The following is a 20,505-nucleotide window of genomic DNA, read 5'->3' as shown; positions in this document are numbered from 1 at the left end:
CGGCAGAAGGGGCATCGCGTTCATAAGCTCGCGTTATATATTCGGCGCATGGCCGATCAGGATGAGGGTGAGCTCGCCGTTCAGGCGTTCCGCGTGATGCGCGCGATCGCCGAGACCGGATCCATCACCGGGGCTGCCGCATCGCTCGGCTACAGCCAGCCCGCCGTCAGCCAGCAGGTGCGCCGGATCGAGGGTCGTGTCGGGATGCCGGTGGTCGAGCGTGTCGGGCGGCGGGTGCGCCTCACCGAGGCCGGTGCCGTGCTCGCCAGGCATGCGGATGCGGTCGCGCGCTCGATCGACGCGGCCGCGGACGAGCTGGCGCAGCTGCGCGGGCTCGCCTCGGGTCGCGTGCGGCTGACCGGGTTCCCTTCGGCGTCGCCCACGCTCGTGCCGCGGGTGCTCGCGGCGCTGTCGGCGAAGGCGCCCGGGATCGCGGTGACCTACGTCGAGGCGGAGCCTCCGGAGGCGATGGCCGCGGTGCGAGAGGATCGCGCCGACATCGCTCTCACGTTCAGCTATCCGGGTGACGAGAACGATCCGCACGGCGAGAGCGCGCGCGGCCTCGTCGTGCGCACCCTCGGCGCGGACCGCATGTTCGTCGTCGTTCCCGACGGACACGATCTCGTCGGAGCGTCCGTCGCGCAGCTCGGCGAGTTCGCCGACGCCTCCTGGATCGCGGGGTGCCCGCGGTGCCGAGGGCACCTGCTCGAGCTCTGCGCCCGTGCCGGGTTCACGCCGCGGATCGCCTTTGAGACCGACAACATCGTCGCCGTGGAGAACCTCGTGGCCCGCGGCACGGGTGTGGCCACACTCCCGGGGCTCGCGCTGGAGTCGTTCCCGCTCCTGCCGGGCGTGCAGGCGATGCCGCTGCCGCCGGGGGAGCAACGCACGCTCCACGTGGTGACGGCGGCCGACGCCCACCGGGTGCCTGCGCTCCGGCTGGCGCTCGCGGCTGTCGGAGAGGCCGCGGAGGCCGCGGGAGTGGGCCGCGGCACGGCGGGGCGACGCGGGTAGGCTGGGAACCTATGGTTTCCGCACCCGATCCCCGCACCACGACCGCAACCGGCTCCGACATCCGGGTGCGGTTCTGCCCCTCGCCCACGGGCCTGCCGCACGTCGGGCTCATCCGCACCGCGCTGTTCAACTGGGCCTACGCCCGACACAACGGCGGCAAGCTCGTCTTCCGCATCGAAGACACGGATGCGGCCCGCGACAGCGAGGAGAGCTACCAGCAGCTGCTCGAGGCGCTGCGCTGGCTCGAGATCGACTGGGACGAGGGTGTCGAGGTCGGAGGACCCCACGCGCCGTACCGGCAGTCGCAGCGGCACGAGCTCTACCGCGAGGTGCTCGACAAGCTGCTCGCCGCGGGCGTCGTGTACGAGAGCTACTCGACGGCCGAGGAGATCGACGCGCGCAACGAGGCGAACGGCCGCGCCAAGCAGCTCGGTTACGACAACTACGACCGCACGCTCACCGAAGAGCAGAAGGCCGCGTTCCGCGCCGAGGGCCGCGAGCCCGCCTACCGCCTGCGCGTGCCGGACGAAGACCTCACCTACGTGGACCTCATCCGGGGTGAGGTGACGTTCCCCGCCGGATCCTTCCCCGACTTCGTCATCGTGCGCGCGGGCGGTGTGCCGCTGTACACGTTCGTGAACCCCGTCGACGACGCGCTCATGGGCATCACGCACGTCATCCGCGGCGAGGACCTCATGCCCTCGACCGCGCGTCAGCTCTCGCTCTACCGTGCGCTGATCGAGGCAGGCGTCACCGACTTCGTCCCGCGCTTCGGCCACATGCCGCTGGTTCTGGGGGAGGAGGGCAACAAGAAGCTCTCCAAGCGCGACCCGAAGGCCGACCTCTTCCTGCAGCGCGAGAAGGGCTTCATCCACGAGGGTCTGCTCAACTACCTCTCGCTGCTCGGCTGGTCGCTCGCGCCCGATCGCGACGTCTTCTCGCTCGACGAGCTCGTCGAGGCCTTCGACATCGCCGACGTGAACCCCAACCCGGCCCGCTTCGACCAGAAGAAGGCCGAGTCCATCAACGGCGACCACATCCGGATGCTGGCGCCCGAGGACTTCGCGACCCGCATCCTGCCGTACCTGCGCGACGCGGGGATCATCGGCGAGACGCTCGACGACCGCGAGCGGGCGCTTATCGCCGCCGCGGCTCCGCTCGTGCAGGAGCGTGTGCAGCTGCTGGGCGATGTGCCGGGTCTCCTCGGCTTCCTCTTCCGCGACGACGTGGAGTACGCCGACGACGCCCTCGCGTCGCTGCCGGCCAACGCGGGCGAGGTGCTGGTCGCCTCGGTCAACGCGCTCGAGCTCGTGCCGCACGCGGAGTTCGCGGCCGCATCCGTGCAGGAGGCGCTGCAGAAGGCGCTGATCGAGGAGCTCGGCCTGAAGCCGCGCGTCGCGTACGGACCGCTCCGGGTCGCCGTCAGCGGTCGTCGCGTGTCACCGCCGTTGTTCGAGTCGATGGAGCTGCTCGGCAAGAGCGAGAGCATCCGCCGCCTCGACGCCCTCGTGCAGAAGATCGGCTGACGCGCTCGCTCATCCTGCGGCGCAGGAGTAGAGCGTCGCGCCCGCGGGGGCATCGCTGACGAGGGTGCACGTGGATGCCACCCACGCGCTGATGTCCGTCGTGGAGGTCGATGCCGAGCGGGTGCCTCCCGCACCAGCTCCCGACGCGCCGGAGCCGAGCACGTACGTGACCTCGCCGTCGGCGACCATCTGCTGGAATGCGGCGAGGGTAGGGACGTCGTCGCTGCCGTCGAATCCGCCGATGGGCAGCACGGAGCCTCCACCGGAGGCGAGGATCAGCTGCGCCGCTGACTGCGCGCCGAACGTGGCGACGAGGTACTTCGCGTCGCCCTGACGCTCCGTGAGGTAGAGCAGCAACGCCGTGTTCGAGGTGGTCTCGCCCGGTACGCCCGTGGGACGCATCCCGCCGCGGGCACCGTTCTGCACGCCGCCGGCCGGCGCTTGCGGTCTCGCGCCGCCCGCCGATCCGCCGAACGTCGCGCCGCTGGGCCGGGAGCCACCGAAGCCACCGCCACCACCCGGCATCTGAGAGACGCCCGCGGCGGTGGGGTTGATCGAGCTCGGCGCGCTGATCGTCAGCACCGACCAGGCTGCCGGTGTCAGCAGGAGCGCGATCACCGCGACCACGGCGGTCACCCAGCGAAGCGCCTGCGCCCGACGTTCGAGAACCAGGAGCAGAACTGCGACCGCGGCGACCGCGACCTGCACCCAGGCGATGACCGGGTTCGGTGCGGTGTACATCGCCGCGATCAGGACGGCCGTGAGCGCCGCGACGGCGATGAGCAGAATCTGGGGCCACAGCAGGCGTCGCGAGCGCGCGACGGCGAATGTCGCCGCCACCAGCAGGGCGATCGGGATGGCCAGCGCCGACGTGTAGAACTGGTGCATCCCGGCGACGAGCGAGAACATCGCCACCTCGGTCGCGAACCACCCGCCGAGGAACACGACGGTCGCGGGGCGCCACCGCAGGATGAACAGGACCACGATCGCCGCGACGGTCGCGGGAAGCAGCCACGCGATCTGTCCGGCGAGTTCGGTGTTGAACAGGCGGAAGGGGCCGGGATCGCCAGAGAAGGACGGCGTGAACGAGCGGTAGGCGGCCGAGTCGGCAGTGGCGCTGAAGCGCCCGAGCCCGTTGTAGCCGAACACCATCTCCCACGGATTGTTGCTGTTCGTTCCACCGACGTACGGGCGATCGGATGCGGGAACGAGCCAGACGACGGCCACCCAGGCGAGCGAGACCACGAGACTCACGGCGCCCGCGAGGAGCGTGTGCCAGATGCGGCGCCACCACGGCTGGCGTGTGCACAGGTAGGCCGCTGCGAGCGCCGGCCAGACCGCCCACGCCTCGAGCATGTAGGTCTGGAAGGCGACGCCGACGAGCGCTCCGGCGAGCAGGTACCAGCCGAGACTGCGCTGTTGGATCGCCCGCACCGCGGCCCACGCCACCAGCGCGAGCGCGAGCACGAAGAACGCCTGCGGCTGATGGGACCGAGCCACCGCCACGAGGATCGGGGTGGTCGCCACGACCGCACCCGCGATCAGACCACCCGTCGTCCCTACCAGCCGACGGGCCGTGAACGCGGTGACGACGGCCGCCGCAGTGGCCGCGACGGCGTTTGGAATGATGACGGCCGCCGGTGAGAAACCGAACATGCGCACGGCGAGGGCAGGGATCCAGAAGGAGCCGGGGATCTTGTCGAGGGAGACCGTACCGGCGGGGTCGAAAGCCCCGAAGAAGAGATTCGACCAGCTTTTGCTCATCGACATGGCGACGGCGCCGTAGTAATCGCTCATTGACGCGGATACCTGCCATCCGGTCAAGACGGCGGCGGCGATCACGATCAGCACGAGCCCCACGGGCCACGTGGCGCGGGTCCGCCACGAGCGGGCAGGGGGAGCGGAGACAGCGGTCATGGCAGGACCGTAGGAGCGACAGTGAGGGATAGCAGATGAGCCGTCGATGGCGTCGCCGTGAGCCCGTCCCGGTTTGGGATTGCCGCGGGCGTGGGCTAAGCTCTTCTCTTGGCGCTACTTCGGTAGAAGCCGGTGGGGTATGGTGTAATTGGCAACACGGCTGATTCTGGTTCAGTTGTTCTTGGTTCGAGTCCAGGTACCCCAGCAAGTCAGATAGCCCCGGGAATCCGCGTCAGAGCGGACCGCCGGGGCTGTTGCTTTCGGTGGGCGACCTCACGCTCCGTGAGCCTCCCGTACGCGAAACGCGCCGCCCGTTAGGCTGGCCGGGTGACTGGCGTGACGAGGCGGACCGGGGGAGCGCAATGAGCTCGTCCTCTGTCGGTGCCCGCGCCGCGGACGGCGTCTTCGAAGGGCTTCGCGAAGAGATCGTCACCGGCCGTCTCGCGGTGGGCGACAGGCTTCCCTCGGAAGCCGCACTCGCCGAACGCTACGGCGTCAGCCGTCCGAGCGTCCGCGAGGCCATCCGGTCTCTCCAAGCCCTCGGTCTCACGCGTACTCGGACGGGCAGCGGCACGTACGTGGTGTCGGACCGTCCCGCCCTCTCCCTCGGGTACGGTGACTTCTCGCCGCGCGACCTCAGCGAGGCTCGACCGCACATCGAGGTGCCCGCCGCGGGCCTCGCCGCCGAGCGCCGCACCGACGAACAGCGCGCGGAGCTCGTGGCGCTGTGCGATCGCATGGACGCCACAACCGACCCGGAGGAGTGGGTCGAGCTCGACTCCCGCTTCCACGTGCTCGTGGCCGAAGCATCCGGCAACGCGGTGTTCGCCCGCGCCGTCGGCGACATCCGTGACGCCCTCAGCCACCAGTCCGGCGTCGTGAACCTCATCGCGGATCGACGCGAGCCCTCCTCCCGCGAGCACCGGGCGATCGCCGAGGCGATCGGCATCGGCTCGGCCATCGAGGCGCGCGAAGCGATGCGCGCGCACCTCGGCGCCGTCGAACGCGTCGTCAGCCCGCTGTCGGAACCAGCTTCTCGGGACTGAGTGCCGCCACGAGAGCGTCGGCATCCAGCAGGCCCCGCTCGAGCACGACCTCGGGCACCGAACGCCCCGAGCGCAGCGCCTCACCGGCGACCTCGGTCGCGGCGCGGTAGCCGATCAGCGGGTTGAGGGCGGTGGCGAGTCCGATCGATTCGGTCACGCGGGCGGCCATCACCTCCGGACGGGCCTGGATGCCGCTCACGCACCGCTCGGCGAGCAGTCGGCACGCGGCGGTCAGGTGCGCGATGCTCTGCGACAGCGCGCGCACGATGACCGGCTCGAACGCATTCAGCTGCAGCTGTCCGGCCTCGGCGGCGAGCGTGACGGCGAGATCGTCGGCGATGACGGTGTACGCGACCTGCGTGACCATCTCGGGGATCACGGGGTTCACCTTGCCCGGCATGATGCTCGACCCCGCCTGGAGAGCGGGCAGGGTAATCTCGCCGAGTCCCGCGCGCGGTCCCGACGACAGCAGGCGCAGATCGTTGCACGTCTTCGAGAGCTTTACGGCGATGCGCTTGAGCATGCCCGACAGATGGACGAAGGCGCCCGGATCCTGCGTGGCCTCGACGAGATCCGTGGCGGGAACGAAGGGGCGTCCCGTGAGGTCGGCGAGGTGCCTGACGGCCAGCGGACCGTAGGCGGCGGGCGCGTTCAGGCCGGTGCCGATCGCCGTCGCGCCGAGGTTCACCTCGAGCAGCAGTCGTGCGGACTCCCGGAGCCGATGCCGGTCCTCGTCGAGCATGACCGCGAACGCGCGGAACTCCTGCCCGAGGGTCATCGGCACCGCATCCTGCAGCTGGGTCCGCCCGATCTTGACGAATCCGGCGAACTCGGCAGCCTTCGCGGCGAAGGCATCGTGCAGGACGCCCATTGCCGCATCCAGTCCGTCGACGCCCTCGACGAGCGCGACGTCGATCGCGGTCGGGTAGGCGTCGTTGGTCGACTGGCTCAGGTTGACGTGATCGTTCGGGTGCAGGTGGGCGTACTCGCCCTTGGCATGCCCGAGGATCTCGAGGGCGCGGTTGGCGATCACCTCGTTCGCGTTCATGTTGGTCGACGTGCCCGCGCCGCCCTGAATGACGTCGACGACGAACTGGTCGGCGAGCGCGCCGCCTCGGATCTCGCGGCAGGCCGCGGCGATCGCGTCTGCGCGCACGGGATCGAGCAGGCCGAGGTCGCGGTTGGCGAGAGCCGCAGCCTCCTTGACGAACGCGAGTCCGCGCAGGAGGAAGGGGTACGTGCCGATCGGCACGCCGGTGACCGGGAAGTTGTCCCGGGCGCGGGCCGTGTGGACACCCCAGTACGCGTCGTGGGGGATCTCGGCAGGTCCGAGGAGGTCGTGCTCGGTGCGCGTCGTCGTCATGTCGCTCTCTTCCTTGAGGTGGACGAACGGCGCCAACCTATCAGACAGATTCGACATTTTCACGGCCCGGACTTGACGAATGCGGCCGAGCAGGTGTTCAGTGGTCCCCGACCTGTCAGGCAGATAGTACGTCCTCCTCCTCGCGGCGATGGAGCCGACGAGACCAGAAAGCGAGAACCCATGACAACGGAGTCGAGCACGTCACAGACGGAGGCCGCGCTGCTGCGCACGGCCTCGATCGCCCAGGCCGAAGGCGCGGGCTTCCACAAGGGTCTGCGTCCGCGCCAGATCCAGATGATCGCCATCGGCGGTGCCATCGGAACGGGTCTGTTCATGGGCGCAGGCGGCCGACTCGCGACGGCAGGACCGGCGCTCGTGCTCGTCTACGCCGTCTGCGCCGTGTTCGCCTTCCTCGTGATGCGCGCGCTCGGCGAGCTGATCGTCCACCGCCCCTCGACCGGCTCCTTCGTGTCCTACGCCCGCGAGTTCTACGGCGAGAAGATGGCGTTCGCCGCCGGCTGGATGTACTGGCTCAACTGGGCGATGACCTCGGTCGCAGACGTCACCGCCGTCGCGCTCTACATGAACTTCTTCAAGCAGTACGTCCCCGCGCTCGTCGGCATCCCGCAGTGGGTGTTCGCGCTCGTCGCGCTCGTGCTGGTGCTGGCGATGAACCTGCTCTCGGTGAAGGTCTTCGGCGAGCTCGAGTTCTGGTTCGCGATCATCAAGGTCGCCGCCCTCGTCACCTTCCTCGTCGTCGGCATCTTCTTCGTGGTCACCGGCACGCCCGTCGCGGGGACCACCCCCGGCTTCCACCTGATCGTCGACAACGGGGGAGTGTTCCCCAACGGCATCCTCCCCGCCCTCATCGTGGTGCAGGGCGTCGTGTTCGCCTACGCGTCGATCGAACTCGTCGGCACCGCCGCGGGCGAGACCGAGAACGCACGCAAGATCATGCCGAAGGCCATCCGTGCGGTCGTGTTCCGCCTCGCCGTGTTCTACGTCGGCTCGGTGCTGCTGTTCGCCCTCCTGCTGCCGTTCTCGAGCTACAAGTCCGGTGAGAGCCCCTTCGTCACCTTCTTCGGGTCGATCGGCGTACAGGGCGCGGACGTCATCATGAACCTGGTCGTGCTCACGGCGGTGGTGTCCTCTCTCAACGCCGGCCTGTACTCCACCGGGCGCATCCTCCACTCGATGGCCGTCACCGGCTCCGCCCCCGCGCCTCTCATGAGGATGAACCGTGCGGGCGTTCCCTACATGGGCATCGCGGTCACCGCGGTCGTCACCGCTCTCGGCGTCGTGCTCAACGCCCTCGTTCCCTCGCAGGCGTTCGAGATCGCCCTGAACGTCTCGGCCCTCGGCATCATCAGCGCCTGGGCGGTCATCATCCTGTGCCAGATCAAGCTGCAGCGACTGTCGCGCGCCGGCGTCATGGAACGCCCGTCGTTCCGGATGCCGGGAGCTCCCTACACCGGCTGGGTCACCCTCGTGTTCCTCGCCGCGGTCATCGTCCTCATGGCGCTCGACTTCCCGATCGGCACCTTCACGGTCGGTTCCCTCATCGTGATCGTGCCCGCCCTCATCGGCGGCTGGTTCCTGCTGCGCGACCGCATCCGGATGCTGGCCGCCGAGCAGACCGGCACGATCGCCGCGATGCAGCGCACGGACGAGGGCGGCGCGTGAGCGAAGGCCACCTCGTCGTCATCGCGACCGGCGGCACCATTGCGAGCCGCCGGTCGCCGGACGGGTCGAGCGCTCCCGTCCTCGGCGGGAGCGCTCTGCTCCACGGTTTGGCCGACGGGGACGACGTGCGCGTCGTCGACGCGTTGGCGGCCGACTCGGCGACCTTCACGCTCGCCGACATGCAGCACATCGCCGACGCGGTCGCCCGCGCCGTGGACGACGAGGGCGTGCGGGGCGTCCTCGTCCTGCACGGCACCGACTCGCTCGAGGAGACCTCGCTGCTCGCCGCGCTCCAGGTCGGCCGACCGCGGGTTCCGGTCGTCTTCACCGGTGCCCAGTTCACCGCCGACCACCCGGCCTCGGACGGGCCCGACAACATCCGCGACGCGCTTGCTGCGACTCGCGCCGCGGACCCCGGCGTCTGGGTCGCCTTCGGTGGCCGCATCCACTCGACCTGGGGTCTGTCGAAGTTGACGACGGACCGCGCCGACGCCTTCGGGCACGCGCGACAGGATGCCGCGGTCCTCCCTCACTTCCGGGGCGCCGTCTCACGGCTGCGAGTCGACGTCATCGCGCTGCCGCCCGGCGCGGACGACCTGCACGTGCGAGCCAGTCTCGCTGCCCGAGCGGACGGCCTCGTCCTCGAGGCGCTCGGGTCGGGCAACACCACGCCGACGGTCGTCGCCGCGGTGCGCGACGCCGTGGCGGGCGGCATCCCCGTCGTCGTCTCCAGCCGTGTTCCGAGGGGCCTTCTGGTCCCCTCGTACGGTGGGGGCGGAGGCGGCGCGGACCTCGCCGAGGCGGGTGCCATCCACTCGCCGACCCTGCGCCCGGGGCAGGCGCGCATCCTGCTGGCGGCGCTGCTGGCGACCGGCGCTGACCGCGATCTCATCGCCGCCGCCGTGGCGGGGCATGCGCCCTCTCAGTCCTCGGGCGCCAGCAGCGCCTCCAGAGCATCAAGCCGCTGAGTCAGAGACCCGGTCAGCTCCACCACCCGGGTCCGGCCGACGATGTCGGGGTCGTCGACGAGCTCGAGCAGGATGTCGTTCATCGACTCGCGCAGTGCGGGATGCTCATCGGCGGACACGTGGATCGCATCCGCGGACGTGAGCGGGAGGACGATGAGGAGATCGACAGTGCCCAGCGCCTTCGTGGTGAGGTCGGTGGCGAGTTGAATCACGTCCTCGTCCACAGGGTGGCCGGTGAGGTCCTCGAGTGCGAGAAGGTACGCGAGGAAGTCGAGCGGGCCGCGCTCGGCGATGACATCGGCGGACAGGTCCTCGTCGGTGAGCCGCTCGGCGGTGATCCGGAGCTGTGCGGCGAACATCCCCGCGTGCGGGGCGTCGTCGGCCTCATCCATCGACTCGAACGGATCCGTCAGCACGGTGAACCGCGGATGCCGCGCGGCGAAGTCCGAGATGAGAGTGCTCTTCCCGCTGGCGTGGGTGCCGGAGACGACGATGCGCACGAGAAGAAGCTATCTCGCCCGGGCGCCTACCGGAATGCTGAGCCCTGTGGCAAGACGAGTGAAAGGACGCGGGGCGACGGTCATGATGGCAGGATGATCGACCGCACACGTGATGACCTTGTCCGCGAACTGGACCTTCGTAAGGAGGCCTTCCGGGCTGCGACGGGGAACACCGAAGCCGAGATGGCCGTCTGGGAGGCGGCGGCGAAGCTGCCCGACTGGTTCATCGTCAACCGCGGGACACCGGAAGAGCCGATGCCCGGCGGATTCCAGTTCGACGGGGTCGGCACTCTCATCGGGGTCTACAGCACCGCGGAGCGCGCGGCGGAGGTGGGAGGCATGGAGGCCACGCTGCTCGCCGTTCCGCTGCCGCAGGCGCTCGACTGGATCGCATCCTTCGCGCAGAACGGTGTCGCCGGGATCGTTCTGGACTCGCCGGGACCGTGGACGTCGCTGTCGAACCTCCGCTTCTTCCGACAGTGGATCCCGGCGGAACGTGATTCGCCGGATGCCGTCGTCATCGCTCCCCGCGTGCAGGCTGCCGCAGACGCCTACACGGCGGCGCAAGACGACGAGACCTACGCCGCGGTCGTCCGAGAGATCGCGGAGGCCGAGCTGTTCGTCGTCTTGGATCCGGCCGGTGACGGCTCCACTCCCGCCAGCATCGTCAACGGTCGCGGCGAGCGGATCCTCCTGGCCTTCACCGATTCGGAACGGGTCGACGCGATCTACGCGGGCAAGGAGATCACCGTGGTCCCGCGCTCCGGGCGTGAGATCCTGCGACTCCTCGGCGGGGCGTTCGACGTTCTGGTGCTCGACCCGCAGCATCCGTCATCGTTCGCGCTGACTCCCGAGCGGATCGGCGACGACGTCAGCTGACAACCCGTCGGTCACCTGTATGAGTGCCGTTCGCCTTCATGGGCCTCGCCGTCGCAGAGACGGCTCCGGCGGTGCGGCGTCGATCACCGGGTCGACGAGTGGGTGTGTCGCCGCTCGGACAGCTCCCGCTCCACCGACCGCAGCAGATCTGTCGCCTCCGCGAGGCGGTCGGCCTCCGCGGGAACATCGGACAGCAGCTTGGTCCACGCGCCTCGGACTCGGAGCAGGTTCTCATGGGCCCTGGCGGTCGCGGTCACACGAACCGTGCGCCGGTCGAGCGGATCGGGGTCCCTGCGGACGAGTCCTTTGCGCTCCAACTCCCGCAGCGCGGCGCTGGCGTTGCTGCTCTTCAGCGACAGGTCGGCGGCGAACTCCGACGAGGTGATGCCGGGGCGACGGTCGATGTGCTGCATGGCCAACGCTTCGAGCGGCGTCAGGGGGATGGCGTCCGAGGCTTCCGACGTACGTGCGTGGATCTTCCGCGCCACGCTCAAGACGACGTCGGCGAGATCGGCGAGCGCGTCCTCCCTGCTCGCACCGCCGCCGATGGATCCGACGGCCTCCACACCGGGCCCCGTTTCTGCGGTCATCTTCAGAATCCCTTCCTCATTATGCTATTGTCACATAGCTATGCAAACATAGCGAAGGATGGAAGGGCTCACATGACGGCTATGAAGGAACAGGCGGGCACGGAAGCCGTGCGAACGGTGGCCCCTCGATCTGCGGTGGGCGTGCCGCTGCTGCTCACGCTCGCTCTGCTCTCCGCCGTCGCCCCGTTCGCCACCGACCTGTATCTCTCTGCTTTCCCGGCGATGACCGTCGACCTGAGCGCCACGGCGACCGGCGTGCAACTCTCCCTCACGGCGTTCCTGATCGGCGCGGGCGTCGGGCAGCTCGTCTTCGGGCCGCTCTCGGATCGGGTGGGGCGCTTCCCGCCGCTGCTCGTGGGCCTGCTCCTCTACGTCCTCGCGAGTGCTGCCGCCGCGCTGGCCCCGACGATCACCCTCCTCGTCCTGGCGCGTCTCGTACAAGGACTCGCCGGGGCGGCGGGAATGGTCATCGGACGCGCGATCATCGCCGATCTCGCGCGGGGGACCGAGGCTGCCCGCGCGATGGCGGTCATGATGCTCGTGGGCGGCATCGCGCCGATCGTCGCACCCTTCGCCGGCAGTGTGCTCGCTGCACCGCTCGGGTGGCGGGGGCTGCTCGGGATCGTGGCTGCCCTCGGTGCGATCGCCGTGCCGCTCGTGCTGCTCTTCGTGCGGGAGACGCGCCCTCGGGATGCACGCCACGTCTCGCGATCGCCTGCGTCCATCCCGACGGTGCGGCTGCTCTCACGCCGCTACCTCGGCTACGCCGCCGCCTATGCGTTCGCCTTCGCGACGATGATGGCCTACATCTCGGCGTCTCCCTTCGTGTATCAGACGATGATGGGCTTCGACGAGATTCAGTACGGCCTCGCGTTCGCGGCCAACGCCCTCGCCTTGACGGTCTCCAGCATCGTGGGCAGCCGCCTCACCCACCGCATCCCTCTCACGCGATTGCTGGGCGTCGGTCTGCTTTGGAATCTCGGTGCCATCGTGGTGCTGCTGGCGCTGGTGCTGGCGGGCGTCCCCGCGATCTGGCTCGCCGTTCCGATCCTCGCCGCCGTCAGCTCACTCGGCCTCGTGATGGGCAACGCGACGGCCCTCGCGCTCGAAGCCGCACGCGGACGTGCAGGCTCCGGGTCGGCCTGGCTCGGCTTCCTCCAGTTCACCCTCGCCGGCCTCGTCTCGCCGCTCGTCGGTGTCGGCGGCGAGGAGAGCGCCCTGCCGCTCGCGCTGACCATGCTCGCGGCTTCCCTGGTGGCGAACGCCGCGTTCCTCATCGCGCAGCGGGCGACCCCACGGGAGCAGCGGTGATGCTGTGACGACGGCTCGGCTGCGGGTCCCGTCTGCGGCCGCATCCGCCAGGTGACGTCCCGGAGCGGTCCCACCCGCATCCGTTCCGTCACTCTCCGCCGCTGCCCAATCCCCGCCTCCGATACGTCGCGGGAGGGCAGCCGTGCGCGCGCGCGAACGCGCGGCTGAAGGAGGCGGAATCGGCGTAGCCGAGGCGTCGGGCGACCTGTGTCGCGTGCGCGCCCTCACGGAGCAGTCGCCGTGCCCAGGCCATTCGCATGCGCGAGCGCCAGGACGGCAGGTTCGTCCCTGTCAGCGCGTCGATCGCGCCGCGCAGATCTGCCGGCTCGATACCCATCCGGGCTGCGAGCTGCTCGGTCGATGCGTCGTTCGAGGGCTCGTGGGAGAGCTCATCGAGCAGCGCGTAGGTGGCACGGATCACATCACTGTGCGTGGTACCCGCCTCCTGCAGTCCGAGCGCTGCCTCGAGCGTGCGCCGAGCGTCGCCGCCATGGTGCGGAGTGACCCCGGTGTACGCCCACGCCGCCAGGCGGAGAAGCGGTGCCGTGGCGGACTCGTCCACGCGCGCGATGATGCCGCCCGCCATGGGGAGACCGCCCGGCAGCCATCCGAGTGGGATGACCGCGGACCCTTCGTGCGTGCGGTACTTCACCGTGCGGCCCGCGGGCAGACACACGACGTCGCCGGCGGTGAGTACCACGGTCTCCGCGTCGATCGTGAGCTCGGCTCCGCCTGCGGCAACCCAGCAGACCACGTGATACCCGTTCCGCTGGGGGCCGAGCGCGTCCGCGCAGACAGGGACGTTCTCGCGGGGCGACGGGGCGGGATCGAGCAGCCGGCTCGGGGGAAACCCCCATTCGCGACGGAAGGCGCGAGCGAAGGCCTGCGGAGTCGTGTACGTGGTCGCTGTCAGTCCCGCCGAGACCCGACCCGTGCGGCGGACCTGCTCGGCGGCCGCGGCGAGCGTGCGTCGTGCACGCCATCGCGCGGGCGTCCATCCCGTCTCCGACCGGAATCCTCGGGTCACGGCGCTTTCGCTGAGGCCATGGTCGCCGGCGACCCGCGTGAGCGTGGCTGCGGTATCCGCGAGGAGGGCTTCGGCGACGCGGCGCAGCTCGCTCGATCGCGGCATGCGCGGCGGTGCGAGATCGATGATCGGCTGGTCGAGAGCCCGTAGCAGCGCGGATGCCGGGACGCCGTCGCCATGGAGGAGCCCCAGGCTCCGAGTGAAGAGCGAGAGGAGCAGTCGTCGCCCTGTGGAGGTGAGAGGGACAGTGAAGGGATGTGCCGGCCCCGCTGCCGGATCCGCGTTGTGCGCGCGTACGGGCAAGATGCACGCACCCTCCGTCCCGCGGACCGTTGCGCGCTCGTTGCCGGGGAGCCACAGCGCCTCACCGGCGACGAGCGTGAGGTGAGACGCGGCGGTCGCGATGTGCGCGCTTCCGGTTACGGCCCACACCACGACGGGCGCACCTGCGTCGAGCACGGTTCGCGTCGGGCCGGACGGAAGGACAGCTGGATCGAAGGGGAGGAGGGAGGACAAGAATCTGCCGATCTGGGTTCATCACATCGAGTAAGGCAACCCTAACCTGATGCGAGGAGCGCCCGATTTCTCCGGCCTCCGGTGCCTCGCGCGGCGCTGTCCCGATCGCCCGCCGGCCATCCGGTCATCAGGAAGGAACCCATGTCTTCATTCGCATCCGCACGTCGCCTGGCGACATTGCCCATCGCTCTGGCGGCCACCGCCCTGATTGCGCTGACCGGGTGCGCCGCTGAACCGACGGCACCCGCGGCGGATGCCGATAGCGCGTCGCAGGCGAGCCAGTCCTGGCCCCGGGTGTTCGATAACGCCGACGGTTCCACGACCGAGATCCCCGAGCAGCCGCAGCGAGTGCTCTCCACCGCGGTCTCGGTGACAGGCACGCTGCTGGCCATCGAGGCTCCTGTGGTGGCGAGCGGTTCGCAGGTGGGCGGTGTCTGGTTCGACCAATGGGCCGACATCGCCGAGGAGCGCGACGTCGAGAACCTCTGGAGCGTGGGCGAGTTCGACCTGGAGGCGGTGATGTCCGCCGCTCCCGACCTGATCGTCGTCGCGACCAGCGGGCGTGATGCGCTCACAGATCAGGTGAGTGACCTGCAGTCCGTCGCCCCGACCATCGTCGTCGACTACGGGGCGCAGACCTGGCAGGATCTCGCCGTCGAGCTTGGCGAGGCGACCGGCCTGGAGGCGCAGGCGGAAGCCGCCATCTCCGACTTCGACGATCTCGTCGACGACACAGCCGCATCCATCACTGTTCCCGAAGGGACGGCGAACGTGATTTCGTTCAACGGCCCGGGCCAGGACAACCCGATCGCGAGGAAGGGCGGCTCTCACGCAGATCTGCTGGAGTCCCTCGGCTTCACGATCGAGGATCCGGATCCGTCCTGGCACACGCAGGCACAGCAGCGCGCGGATTTCGTGTGGGCGACCTACGAGAACCTCCTTCAACTGACGAGCAGCACGACCTTCATCCTCTCGACGGACGACGACGGAGCGCAGGCATTCGCTGAGGACCCCGTGCTCGCGAATCTTCCGTCGGTTGCCGCCGGCCGCGTGTTCGGCCTGGGGCTCAACTCCTTCCGCATGGACCCTTACAGCTCGCGAGAGATCGTCGAGCACGTGAAGGAACTGTTCTCCTGAAGCCGTTCGGTCGGCCTCGCCCCCGGGCGAGGCCGACCGGTCTCGACCTACCACCAAACCCACCATGACCACTGACACCCACTCGGCGAGCGCGCCCGGGCGCGCGACACCCCGACGCTCGGGCGCCGTGACGGGCGCCGCCCTCCTCGGCGTCCTCGTCCTCATCGCGCTCAGCTCGATCGTGGGCGTGCGCATGCTCGCACCGGGCGACCTCGTCGGAGCGGTGCTCGCCTTCGACCCCACGAACGATGCCCATCTCCTCCTCCTGAGCCGGCGGCTGCCCAGGGCAGCGCTCGCGGTGCTGGTGGGTGCCGCGCTGGGCGCGGCCGGCGTCGTGATGCAATCCCTGACCCGCAATCCGATCGCCGAGCCCGGTCTGCTCGGAGTGAATGCCGGCGCGGCCGTCGCCGTAGCCGTAGCCATCGCGGTCATGGGGATCGTCGCCCCCTTCGCGTACTTCGCCGCTGCGCTGGTGGGCGCCGCGCTCGCCGGTGCCCTGGTGATGCTGCTGGGCGGCGTGCGCCAAGGTTCCGACCCCGTCCGCCTCGTCCTCGCCGGAGCCGCGCTGTCGGTCGTTCTCGGTGCTCTCGCCCAGATCGTGATCGTCAACGGCGACGACATCGTCTTCGACCGTTTCCGCGCCTGGGCGGTGGGCTCGTTGGCCGGGCGTGACGCGGACGTCCTGTGGCCCGCGACGATCCTGATCGGTCTCGGGATCCTCATCGCGCTTCTGCTGTCGCGCATGTTGGACGCCGTCTCGCTCGGGACGGAGACCGCACGTGCTCTGGGGGCTCGTCCGTCCCTCGTATGGACCTGCTCCGGGCTCGCGGTCGTCCTGCTCGCCGGCGGCGCAACGGCGGCGGCGGGTCCGATCGCGTTCGTCGGCCTCACGGCCCCCTACGTCGCTCGCCGACTCGTGGGGTCGGACCACCGCCGAGTGCTGTTGCTCGCCATGCTGCTCGGTGCGGCGCTCGTGCTCTTCGCAGACCTCTTGGGGAGAGTCGTGGCTCCTCCCGGCGAGGTGGGGGTCGGCATCATGGTCGCGATCCTCGGCGGACCCTTCTTCGTCGCGCTCGTTCGGCGCCGTCGTCTGGCTCCGCTATGAGAGAGATCACCGCTCTCCGGGCGCCGGGAGACCGCCGCGTCGTGAGGTTCGGCCGTCTCACGCTTCTCGTGCGGGCACGCACCGTTCTCGTGGTCTCGTCTCTTCTGGTCGTCGCGCTGTCCGCCGCGGCATTCGCCATGACCGTGGGGCGCTTCCCCGTTCCGTGGGATGCGGTGCTGCCCGCAGTCTTCGGCATCGGCGAGGACCCGGTGGCCGTACGCGCCGTGCAGGGCGTCCGGCTGCCGCGTGTGGTCAGCGCCATCGCAGCGGGCGCCGCGCTGGGCGTCTCCGGCGCCCTCTTCCAGTCGCTCGCGCGCAACGCGCTCGGATCACCCGACGTCATCGGATTCACCACCGGCGCGGCGACTGGAGCGCTCGTTCAGATCGTTCTGTTCGGCGCACAGCCGAGCCAGGTCGCGATCGGGACAGTCATCGGAGGCGCGGTGACAGCCGGACTGGTGCTCGTCCTGGCGCGGCGAGGGGGCGGCGTGACGGGGCGTCAGCTCATCCTCGTGGGCATCGGGATCGGTGCGATCGCCTCGGCTGTGAACGGTCTGCTCCTCGTGCGCGGCACGATCGACGCATCCAGCCAGGCCAACCTGTGGCTGTCGGGCTCGCTCGATGCTCGTCAATGGAGCCATGCGCTGCCCGTGCTCGGTGCGGTGGCGATCCTGCTCCCGATCATCGTCATGCTCGCACGCCGAGCCGGTCTCATGGAGCTGGGCGATGACGTCGCCGCCCAACTCGGCGTGCACGTCGAGCGGACGCGCTTCGCGCTCATCGTCTGCGCTGTCGCCCTCGCCGCTGCGGCGACGGCGGCGGTCGGTCCGATCGCGTTCATCGCGCTGTCCGCACCGCAACTGGCGCGACGGCTGCTGCGCGCCGACGGGCCTCCGATCGTTGCGGCCGCCGCGATGGGGGCAGCGCTGCTGCTCTCCGCGGACCTCGTCACCCAACTGATGCCGGTGGGCTTCGCCGTGCCGGTCGGACGGATGACGGGCGTCGTGGGCGGCTTGTACCTGCTCTGGCTGTTGCTGCCCCGTCGCGGGGCCGTTCAAGGGAGGGGATGGCGTTGACGCAAAACTCGCTGGAAGCGCGAGAACTCACGCTCGGCTATCACGAACACACGATCATCGAAGCGCTCGACGTGCTCATTCCGGAGGGCCGCGTGACGGTGATCGTCGGAGCGAATGCCTGCGGCAAATCTACGCTGCTGCGCGGTCTTGCACGCCTGCTCGTACCGGCATCGGGGCGGGTCCTGCTCGGCGGCGAGGACATTCGTCGCATGCCGCCGAAAGTGTTGGCGCGGAGGGTGGGCTTCTTGCCCCAGACCGCGTCCGCGCCCGATGGCGTCACCGTCGCCGAGCTCGTCGCACGCGGGCGCTTTCCTCATCAGCGTCTGCTCCAGCAGTGGTCGCCGGAGGATGCGGCGGCGGTGAACGCCGCGATGCGTGCCACGGGTGTGAGCGAGCTGCGTGAGCGCGCCGTCGACGAACTGTCTGGGGGACAGCGTCAGCGGGTATGGATCGCAATGCTATTGGCGCAGCAGACACCGGTCATGCTGCTGGATGAACCGACCACGTACCTCGACATCGCGCATCAGATGGAGGTGCTGGAACTCTGCCGTCGGCTCAACCGCGCCGAAGCGCGGACCGTCGTTCTGGTGCTGCACGATCTCGATCAGGCATGCCGCTACGCCGACCACCTGATCGTGATGCGTGAGGGGCGGATCCTCGGCAGCGGCTCTCCCGCGGATGCGATGACCGAACAGGTGCTCGCGGAGGCATTCGGGCTCCGCGCGCTGGTGCAGCCCCATCCCGTCACGGGGACACCGATGGTGGTGCCGATCGCCCCGCTGGACTTGACGGAACGGGAGAGTGTCGCATGAGCCTGTTTGCGGGATTCTCCGCGGCGCCGACCTGGATGCGCGGTGAGGCGTGGCGCCGGCCCGACTCACGGGTGGAGGAGCTCTTCTCCGGCGCTCCGATCGTCGATGCCGTAGTGATGGCGGAGGCGGCGGGTTTCGACGTCGCGTTCCGACCGGACGCCCTGACCCTCCCCGTGGACAGCGTCGGGCGCGACCCCGCCCACTTGGGCCTGGACCCGATCGTGCAGACGGCGCAACTGGCCATGGCGACGCGAACGATCGGATTGATCGCAACGGTCTCGGCGACGTTCGCCGAGCCGTACGCGGTCGCGCGCCAGCTGGTCTCCCTTGAGCACCTTGCACCGGGGCGGGTCGGTTGGAACGTCGTCACTTCGCGAAGCGGTGATACGCAGTTCTCAGGATCGAGGCCACCGAGCTCATCGGAGCGATGGCAACGTGCCGAGGAGTTCATCGACGTCGTCGAATCGCTGCGACGCGGATTCCCCGCGGACGCCTTCGTCGTGGATCGTGCCGCGTCGGTGCTGGTGGACATCGAGCGAGTGCGACCCATCGACCACGTCGGTGCGCACTTCCGGGTAGCTGGACCGTTGCCGTTGCCGTTGCCGCTGCCGTCCGAGCAGACCCTGCCGCTCATGGTGGCAGGTGGGGGAGAAGCCACAGTATCAGTGGCGGGACGGCGGGCCGATGCGTTGTTCGCCGCGGCGATCGAAGCCGTGGACGCCGCGACCCAGCGTGCCGCTATCCAGGACGCGGCGGTCGCCGCGGGTCGGGCAGAGCGTCCGCGCCTGCTCCCCGGCCTCAGCCTTCTACTCGCCGACACACGCGAAGAGGCTGCCGAGATCGAGCGCGCGACCTACCCGTCGGGCGGTGGACGACGCACGGTCGGGCCGCATTGGGCTGTGGTGGGCACCGCCTCGGACGCCGTCGCCGCGATCGCCGCGCGAGCCCGCGCGGGCGTCATCGACGGCTTCATCGCTTTCCCGGTGGGTTCGTGGCGTTCCGTCGAATTGCTGTGCGCATCCGTCATGCCGCGCCTTCGCGAGCTCGGGCTCGTGGCTGTCACGCCCACCGCGCACTTTCGTCCACACGAGGTGCGCTCCTCGCGCACAGAAGGAACATAATGAGCAGAGCGACAAGCGAAGAGGATGCGGAACGTGACCTGCGGGGAACACGGATCGAGGTGGTGCCCACACTCGGTCGGCGCCTGCTCCGCGTGGTGGGCGTGCGCGATCTCGCTCCCCGTTATCGCCGGATCACCTTCCGAGCGGAGGATCTGCACGACGGCTTTCCCTTCCGCGCCTTCGCGCCGACCGACCACGTCAAGCTGTTCTTTCCCGATCCGGCGAGCGGTCGGCTCGCCGTTCCGGTGATCACGGACCGCGGATGGCACGTACCGCCGGAGCTCGGCACGCCGATCTTCCGCGACTACACGGTGCGCGGATACGAGCGGGAGGGGGGAGAGCTCACGATCGATTTCGTCGTGCACCCGCACGGCATCGCAGGCTCGTGGGCCGCGCGTGCGCGACCCGGGGACGAGATCGGTCAGCTCGGGCCGCGTGGGAACATCCTCTTTCCGACGGATTACCCGCACTATTTGGCGGCGGGAGATGAGACCGCGCTGCCGGCGATCATGCGCGTCCTCGAGGAGGCGCCGATTGGCTCTCGGGTCACCGCAGTGGTGGAGGTGGACGGTGCCGCTGACGAACAGCCGCTGGACGTCCGGGATGGGGTCGACGCGGACATCCGCTGGGTGCACCGTCACGGTGCGCGCGCCGTCGGCGGAGCGTGGTCGCCGCTCGAAGTCGCCATCAGATCCGTGCACCTGCCCGACTCGGAACCCGCGTTCGTCTTCGTCGCGGGCGAGGCGACGGTGCTGACGCCCATACGCCGTTACCTGCGGCGAGAGTTGGGCCTGGCGAAGGAACGCGTGGACGTCGACGGGTATTGGAAGCAGGGGGTCACCAACCTCGATCATCACGCTGAAGTCGACGACGACTCGTAGGTCGGCGGACACATCGCCGACGCACGGCCTACG

The 20,505-nt window shown here is 69.7% G+C and carries 18 protein-coding genes and 1 tRNA gene; 14 read left to right on the top strand and 5 right to left on the bottom strand.

Translation table 11 applies throughout. The annotated features are described in order from the left end of the window. Window positions 1–48: 48 nt before the first annotated feature. Together ACYVJS_RS13855 and gltX are read left to right on the top strand one after the other, a co-directional pair. A complete protein-coding gene (locus tag ACYVJS_RS13855) occupies window positions 49–1,014 on the top strand; it encodes a LysR family transcriptional regulator (RefSeq protein WP_460740466.1) in 966 nt (321 codons plus the stop codon). An 11-nt stretch (window positions 1,015–1,025) separates the two neighbouring features. Next, a complete protein-coding gene (gene gltX, locus ACYVJS_RS13850; protein ID WP_460740465.1) occupies window positions 1,026–2,540 on the top strand; it encodes a glutamate--tRNA ligase in 1,515 nt (504 codons plus the stop codon). Between the two features lie 9 nt (window positions 2,541–2,549). On the opposite strand, the gene ACYVJS_RS13845 is transcribed toward gltX, so the two are convergent. Beyond that, the gene (locus ACYVJS_RS13845) at window positions 2,550–4,457 is read right to left on the bottom strand and encodes a mannosyltransferase YkcB-related protein (RefSeq protein WP_460740464.1); all 1,908 of its coding nucleotides are present in this window, start codon (window positions 4,455–4,457) and stop codon (window positions 2,550–2,552) included. Window positions 4,458–4,590: 133 nt separating this feature from the next. Here ACYVJS_RS13845 and ACYVJS_RS13840 point away from each other — a divergent pair. Then, window positions 4,591–4,662 (top strand) — tRNA-Gln (locus ACYVJS_RS13840). 157 nt (window positions 4,663–4,819) lie between these two features. Beyond that, a complete protein-coding gene (locus ACYVJS_RS13835; RefSeq protein WP_460740463.1) occupies window positions 4,820–5,503 on the top strand; it encodes a FadR/GntR family transcriptional regulator in 684 nt (227 codons plus the stop codon). Here the strand turns inward: ACYVJS_RS13835 and ACYVJS_RS13830 are convergent. Continuing rightward, window positions 5,469–6,866, bottom strand: a complete 1,398-nt coding sequence (locus ACYVJS_RS13830) for an aspartate ammonia-lyase (protein ID WP_460740462.1) — start codon at window positions 6,864–6,866, stop codon at window positions 5,469–5,471. The two genes, ACYVJS_RS13835 and ACYVJS_RS13830, sit on opposite strands and share 35 nt — an antisense overlap. Window positions 6,867–7,046: 180 nt before the next feature. On the opposite strand from ACYVJS_RS13830, the gene ACYVJS_RS13825 reads away from it, so the two are divergent. Together ACYVJS_RS13825 and ACYVJS_RS13820 are read left to right on the top strand one after the other, a co-directional pair. Then, on the top strand, window positions 7,047–8,549 hold the full coding sequence (locus tag ACYVJS_RS13825) for an amino acid permease (RefSeq protein WP_460740461.1): 1,503 nt from the start codon (window positions 7,047–7,049) through the stop codon (window positions 8,547–8,549). Continuing rightward, the gene (locus tag ACYVJS_RS13820) at window positions 8,546–9,517 is read left to right on the top strand and encodes an asparaginase domain-containing protein (protein WP_460740460.1); all 972 of its coding nucleotides are present in this window, start codon (window positions 8,546–8,548) and stop codon (window positions 9,515–9,517) included. Before ACYVJS_RS13825 ends, ACYVJS_RS13820 begins: the two co-directional genes overlap by 4 nt. On the opposite strand, the gene ACYVJS_RS13815 is transcribed toward ACYVJS_RS13820, so the two are convergent. Further along, entirely contained in the window at window positions 9,472–10,017 is a 546-nt protein-coding gene (locus ACYVJS_RS13815; protein WP_460740459.1) for a DEAD/DEAH box helicase family protein, read from the bottom strand. The two genes, ACYVJS_RS13820 and ACYVJS_RS13815, sit on opposite strands and share 46 nt — an antisense overlap. A 93-nt stretch (window positions 10,018–10,110) precedes the next feature. On the opposite strand from ACYVJS_RS13815, the gene ACYVJS_RS13810 reads away from it, so the two are divergent. Then, window positions 10,111–10,896, top strand: coding sequence for an SseB family protein (locus tag ACYVJS_RS13810; protein WP_460740458.1), 786 nt, complete (start codon window positions 10,111–10,113; stop codon window positions 10,894–10,896). Between the two features lie 83 nt (window positions 10,897–10,979). Here the strand turns inward: ACYVJS_RS13810 and ACYVJS_RS13805 are convergent, their stop codons facing one another. After that, complete coding sequence (locus ACYVJS_RS13805) at window positions 10,980–11,486, bottom strand: MarR family winged helix-turn-helix transcriptional regulator (protein ID WP_460740457.1); 507 nt, start codon at window positions 11,484–11,486, stop codon at window positions 10,980–10,982. Window positions 11,487–11,558: 72 nt separating this feature from the next. On the opposite strand from ACYVJS_RS13805, the gene ACYVJS_RS13800 reads away from it, so the two are divergent. After that, window positions 11,559–12,797 carry a multidrug effflux MFS transporter gene (locus ACYVJS_RS13800; RefSeq protein WP_460740456.1) on the top strand — a complete coding sequence of 413 codons (1,239 nt, stop codon included), beginning with the start codon at window positions 11,559–11,561 and terminating at the stop codon, window positions 12,795–12,797. A gap of 88 nt (window positions 12,798–12,885) precedes the next feature. Here ACYVJS_RS13800 and ACYVJS_RS13795 read toward each other — a convergent pair whose 3' ends face one another. After that, window positions 12,886–14,283 (bottom strand): helix-turn-helix domain-containing protein, encoded by a 1,398-nt coding sequence (locus tag ACYVJS_RS13795; RefSeq protein WP_460740455.1) that lies wholly within the window; start codon window positions 14,281–14,283, stop codon window positions 12,886–12,888. Window positions 14,284–14,481: 198 nt separating this feature from the next. Here ACYVJS_RS13795 and fepB point away from each other — a divergent pair, with 198 nt between their 5' ends. The 6 genes from fepB (at window position 14,482) to ACYVJS_RS13765 (ending at window position 20,472) form a co-directional block, all read left to right on the top strand. Beyond that, complete coding sequence (gene fepB, locus ACYVJS_RS13790; RefSeq protein ID WP_460740454.1) at window positions 14,482–15,477, top strand: Fe2+-enterobactin ABC transporter substrate-binding protein; 996 nt, start codon at window positions 14,482–14,484, stop codon at window positions 15,475–15,477. Window positions 15,478–15,541: 64 nt separating this feature from the next. Then, on the top strand, window positions 15,542–16,582 hold the full coding sequence (locus tag ACYVJS_RS13785; RefSeq protein ID WP_460740453.1) for a FecCD family ABC transporter permease: 1,041 nt from the start codon (window positions 15,542–15,544) through the stop codon (window positions 16,580–16,582). Beyond that, entirely contained in the window at window positions 16,579–17,658 is a 1,080-nt protein-coding gene (locus ACYVJS_RS13780) for a FecCD family ABC transporter permease (RefSeq protein ID WP_460740452.1), read from the top strand. The genes ACYVJS_RS13785 and ACYVJS_RS13780 overlap by 4 nt, the downstream gene beginning before the upstream one ends. Next, complete coding sequence (locus ACYVJS_RS13775; RefSeq protein ID WP_460740451.1) at window positions 17,649–18,470, top strand: ABC transporter ATP-binding protein; 822 nt, start codon at window positions 17,649–17,651, stop codon at window positions 18,468–18,470. The genes ACYVJS_RS13780 and ACYVJS_RS13775 overlap by 10 nt, the downstream gene beginning before the upstream one ends. Further along, entirely contained in the window at window positions 18,467–19,591 is a 1,125-nt protein-coding gene (locus ACYVJS_RS13770; protein ID WP_460740450.1) for an LLM class flavin-dependent oxidoreductase, read from the top strand. Before ACYVJS_RS13775 ends, ACYVJS_RS13770 begins: the two co-directional genes overlap by 4 nt. Continuing rightward, on the top strand, window positions 19,591–20,472 hold the full coding sequence (locus tag ACYVJS_RS13765) for a siderophore-interacting protein (RefSeq protein ID WP_460740449.1): 882 nt from the start codon (window positions 19,591–19,593) through the stop codon (window positions 20,470–20,472). The genes ACYVJS_RS13770 and ACYVJS_RS13765 overlap by 1 nt, the downstream gene beginning before the upstream one ends. The last annotated feature ends 33 nt before the right edge of the window (window positions 20,473–20,505 follow it).

Source organism: Microbacterium neimengense (genome assembly GCF_054782995.1).
The sequence above is the reverse complement of the archived record's forward strand: the minus strand, read 5'-3'. Positions and strand labels throughout refer to the sequence as shown.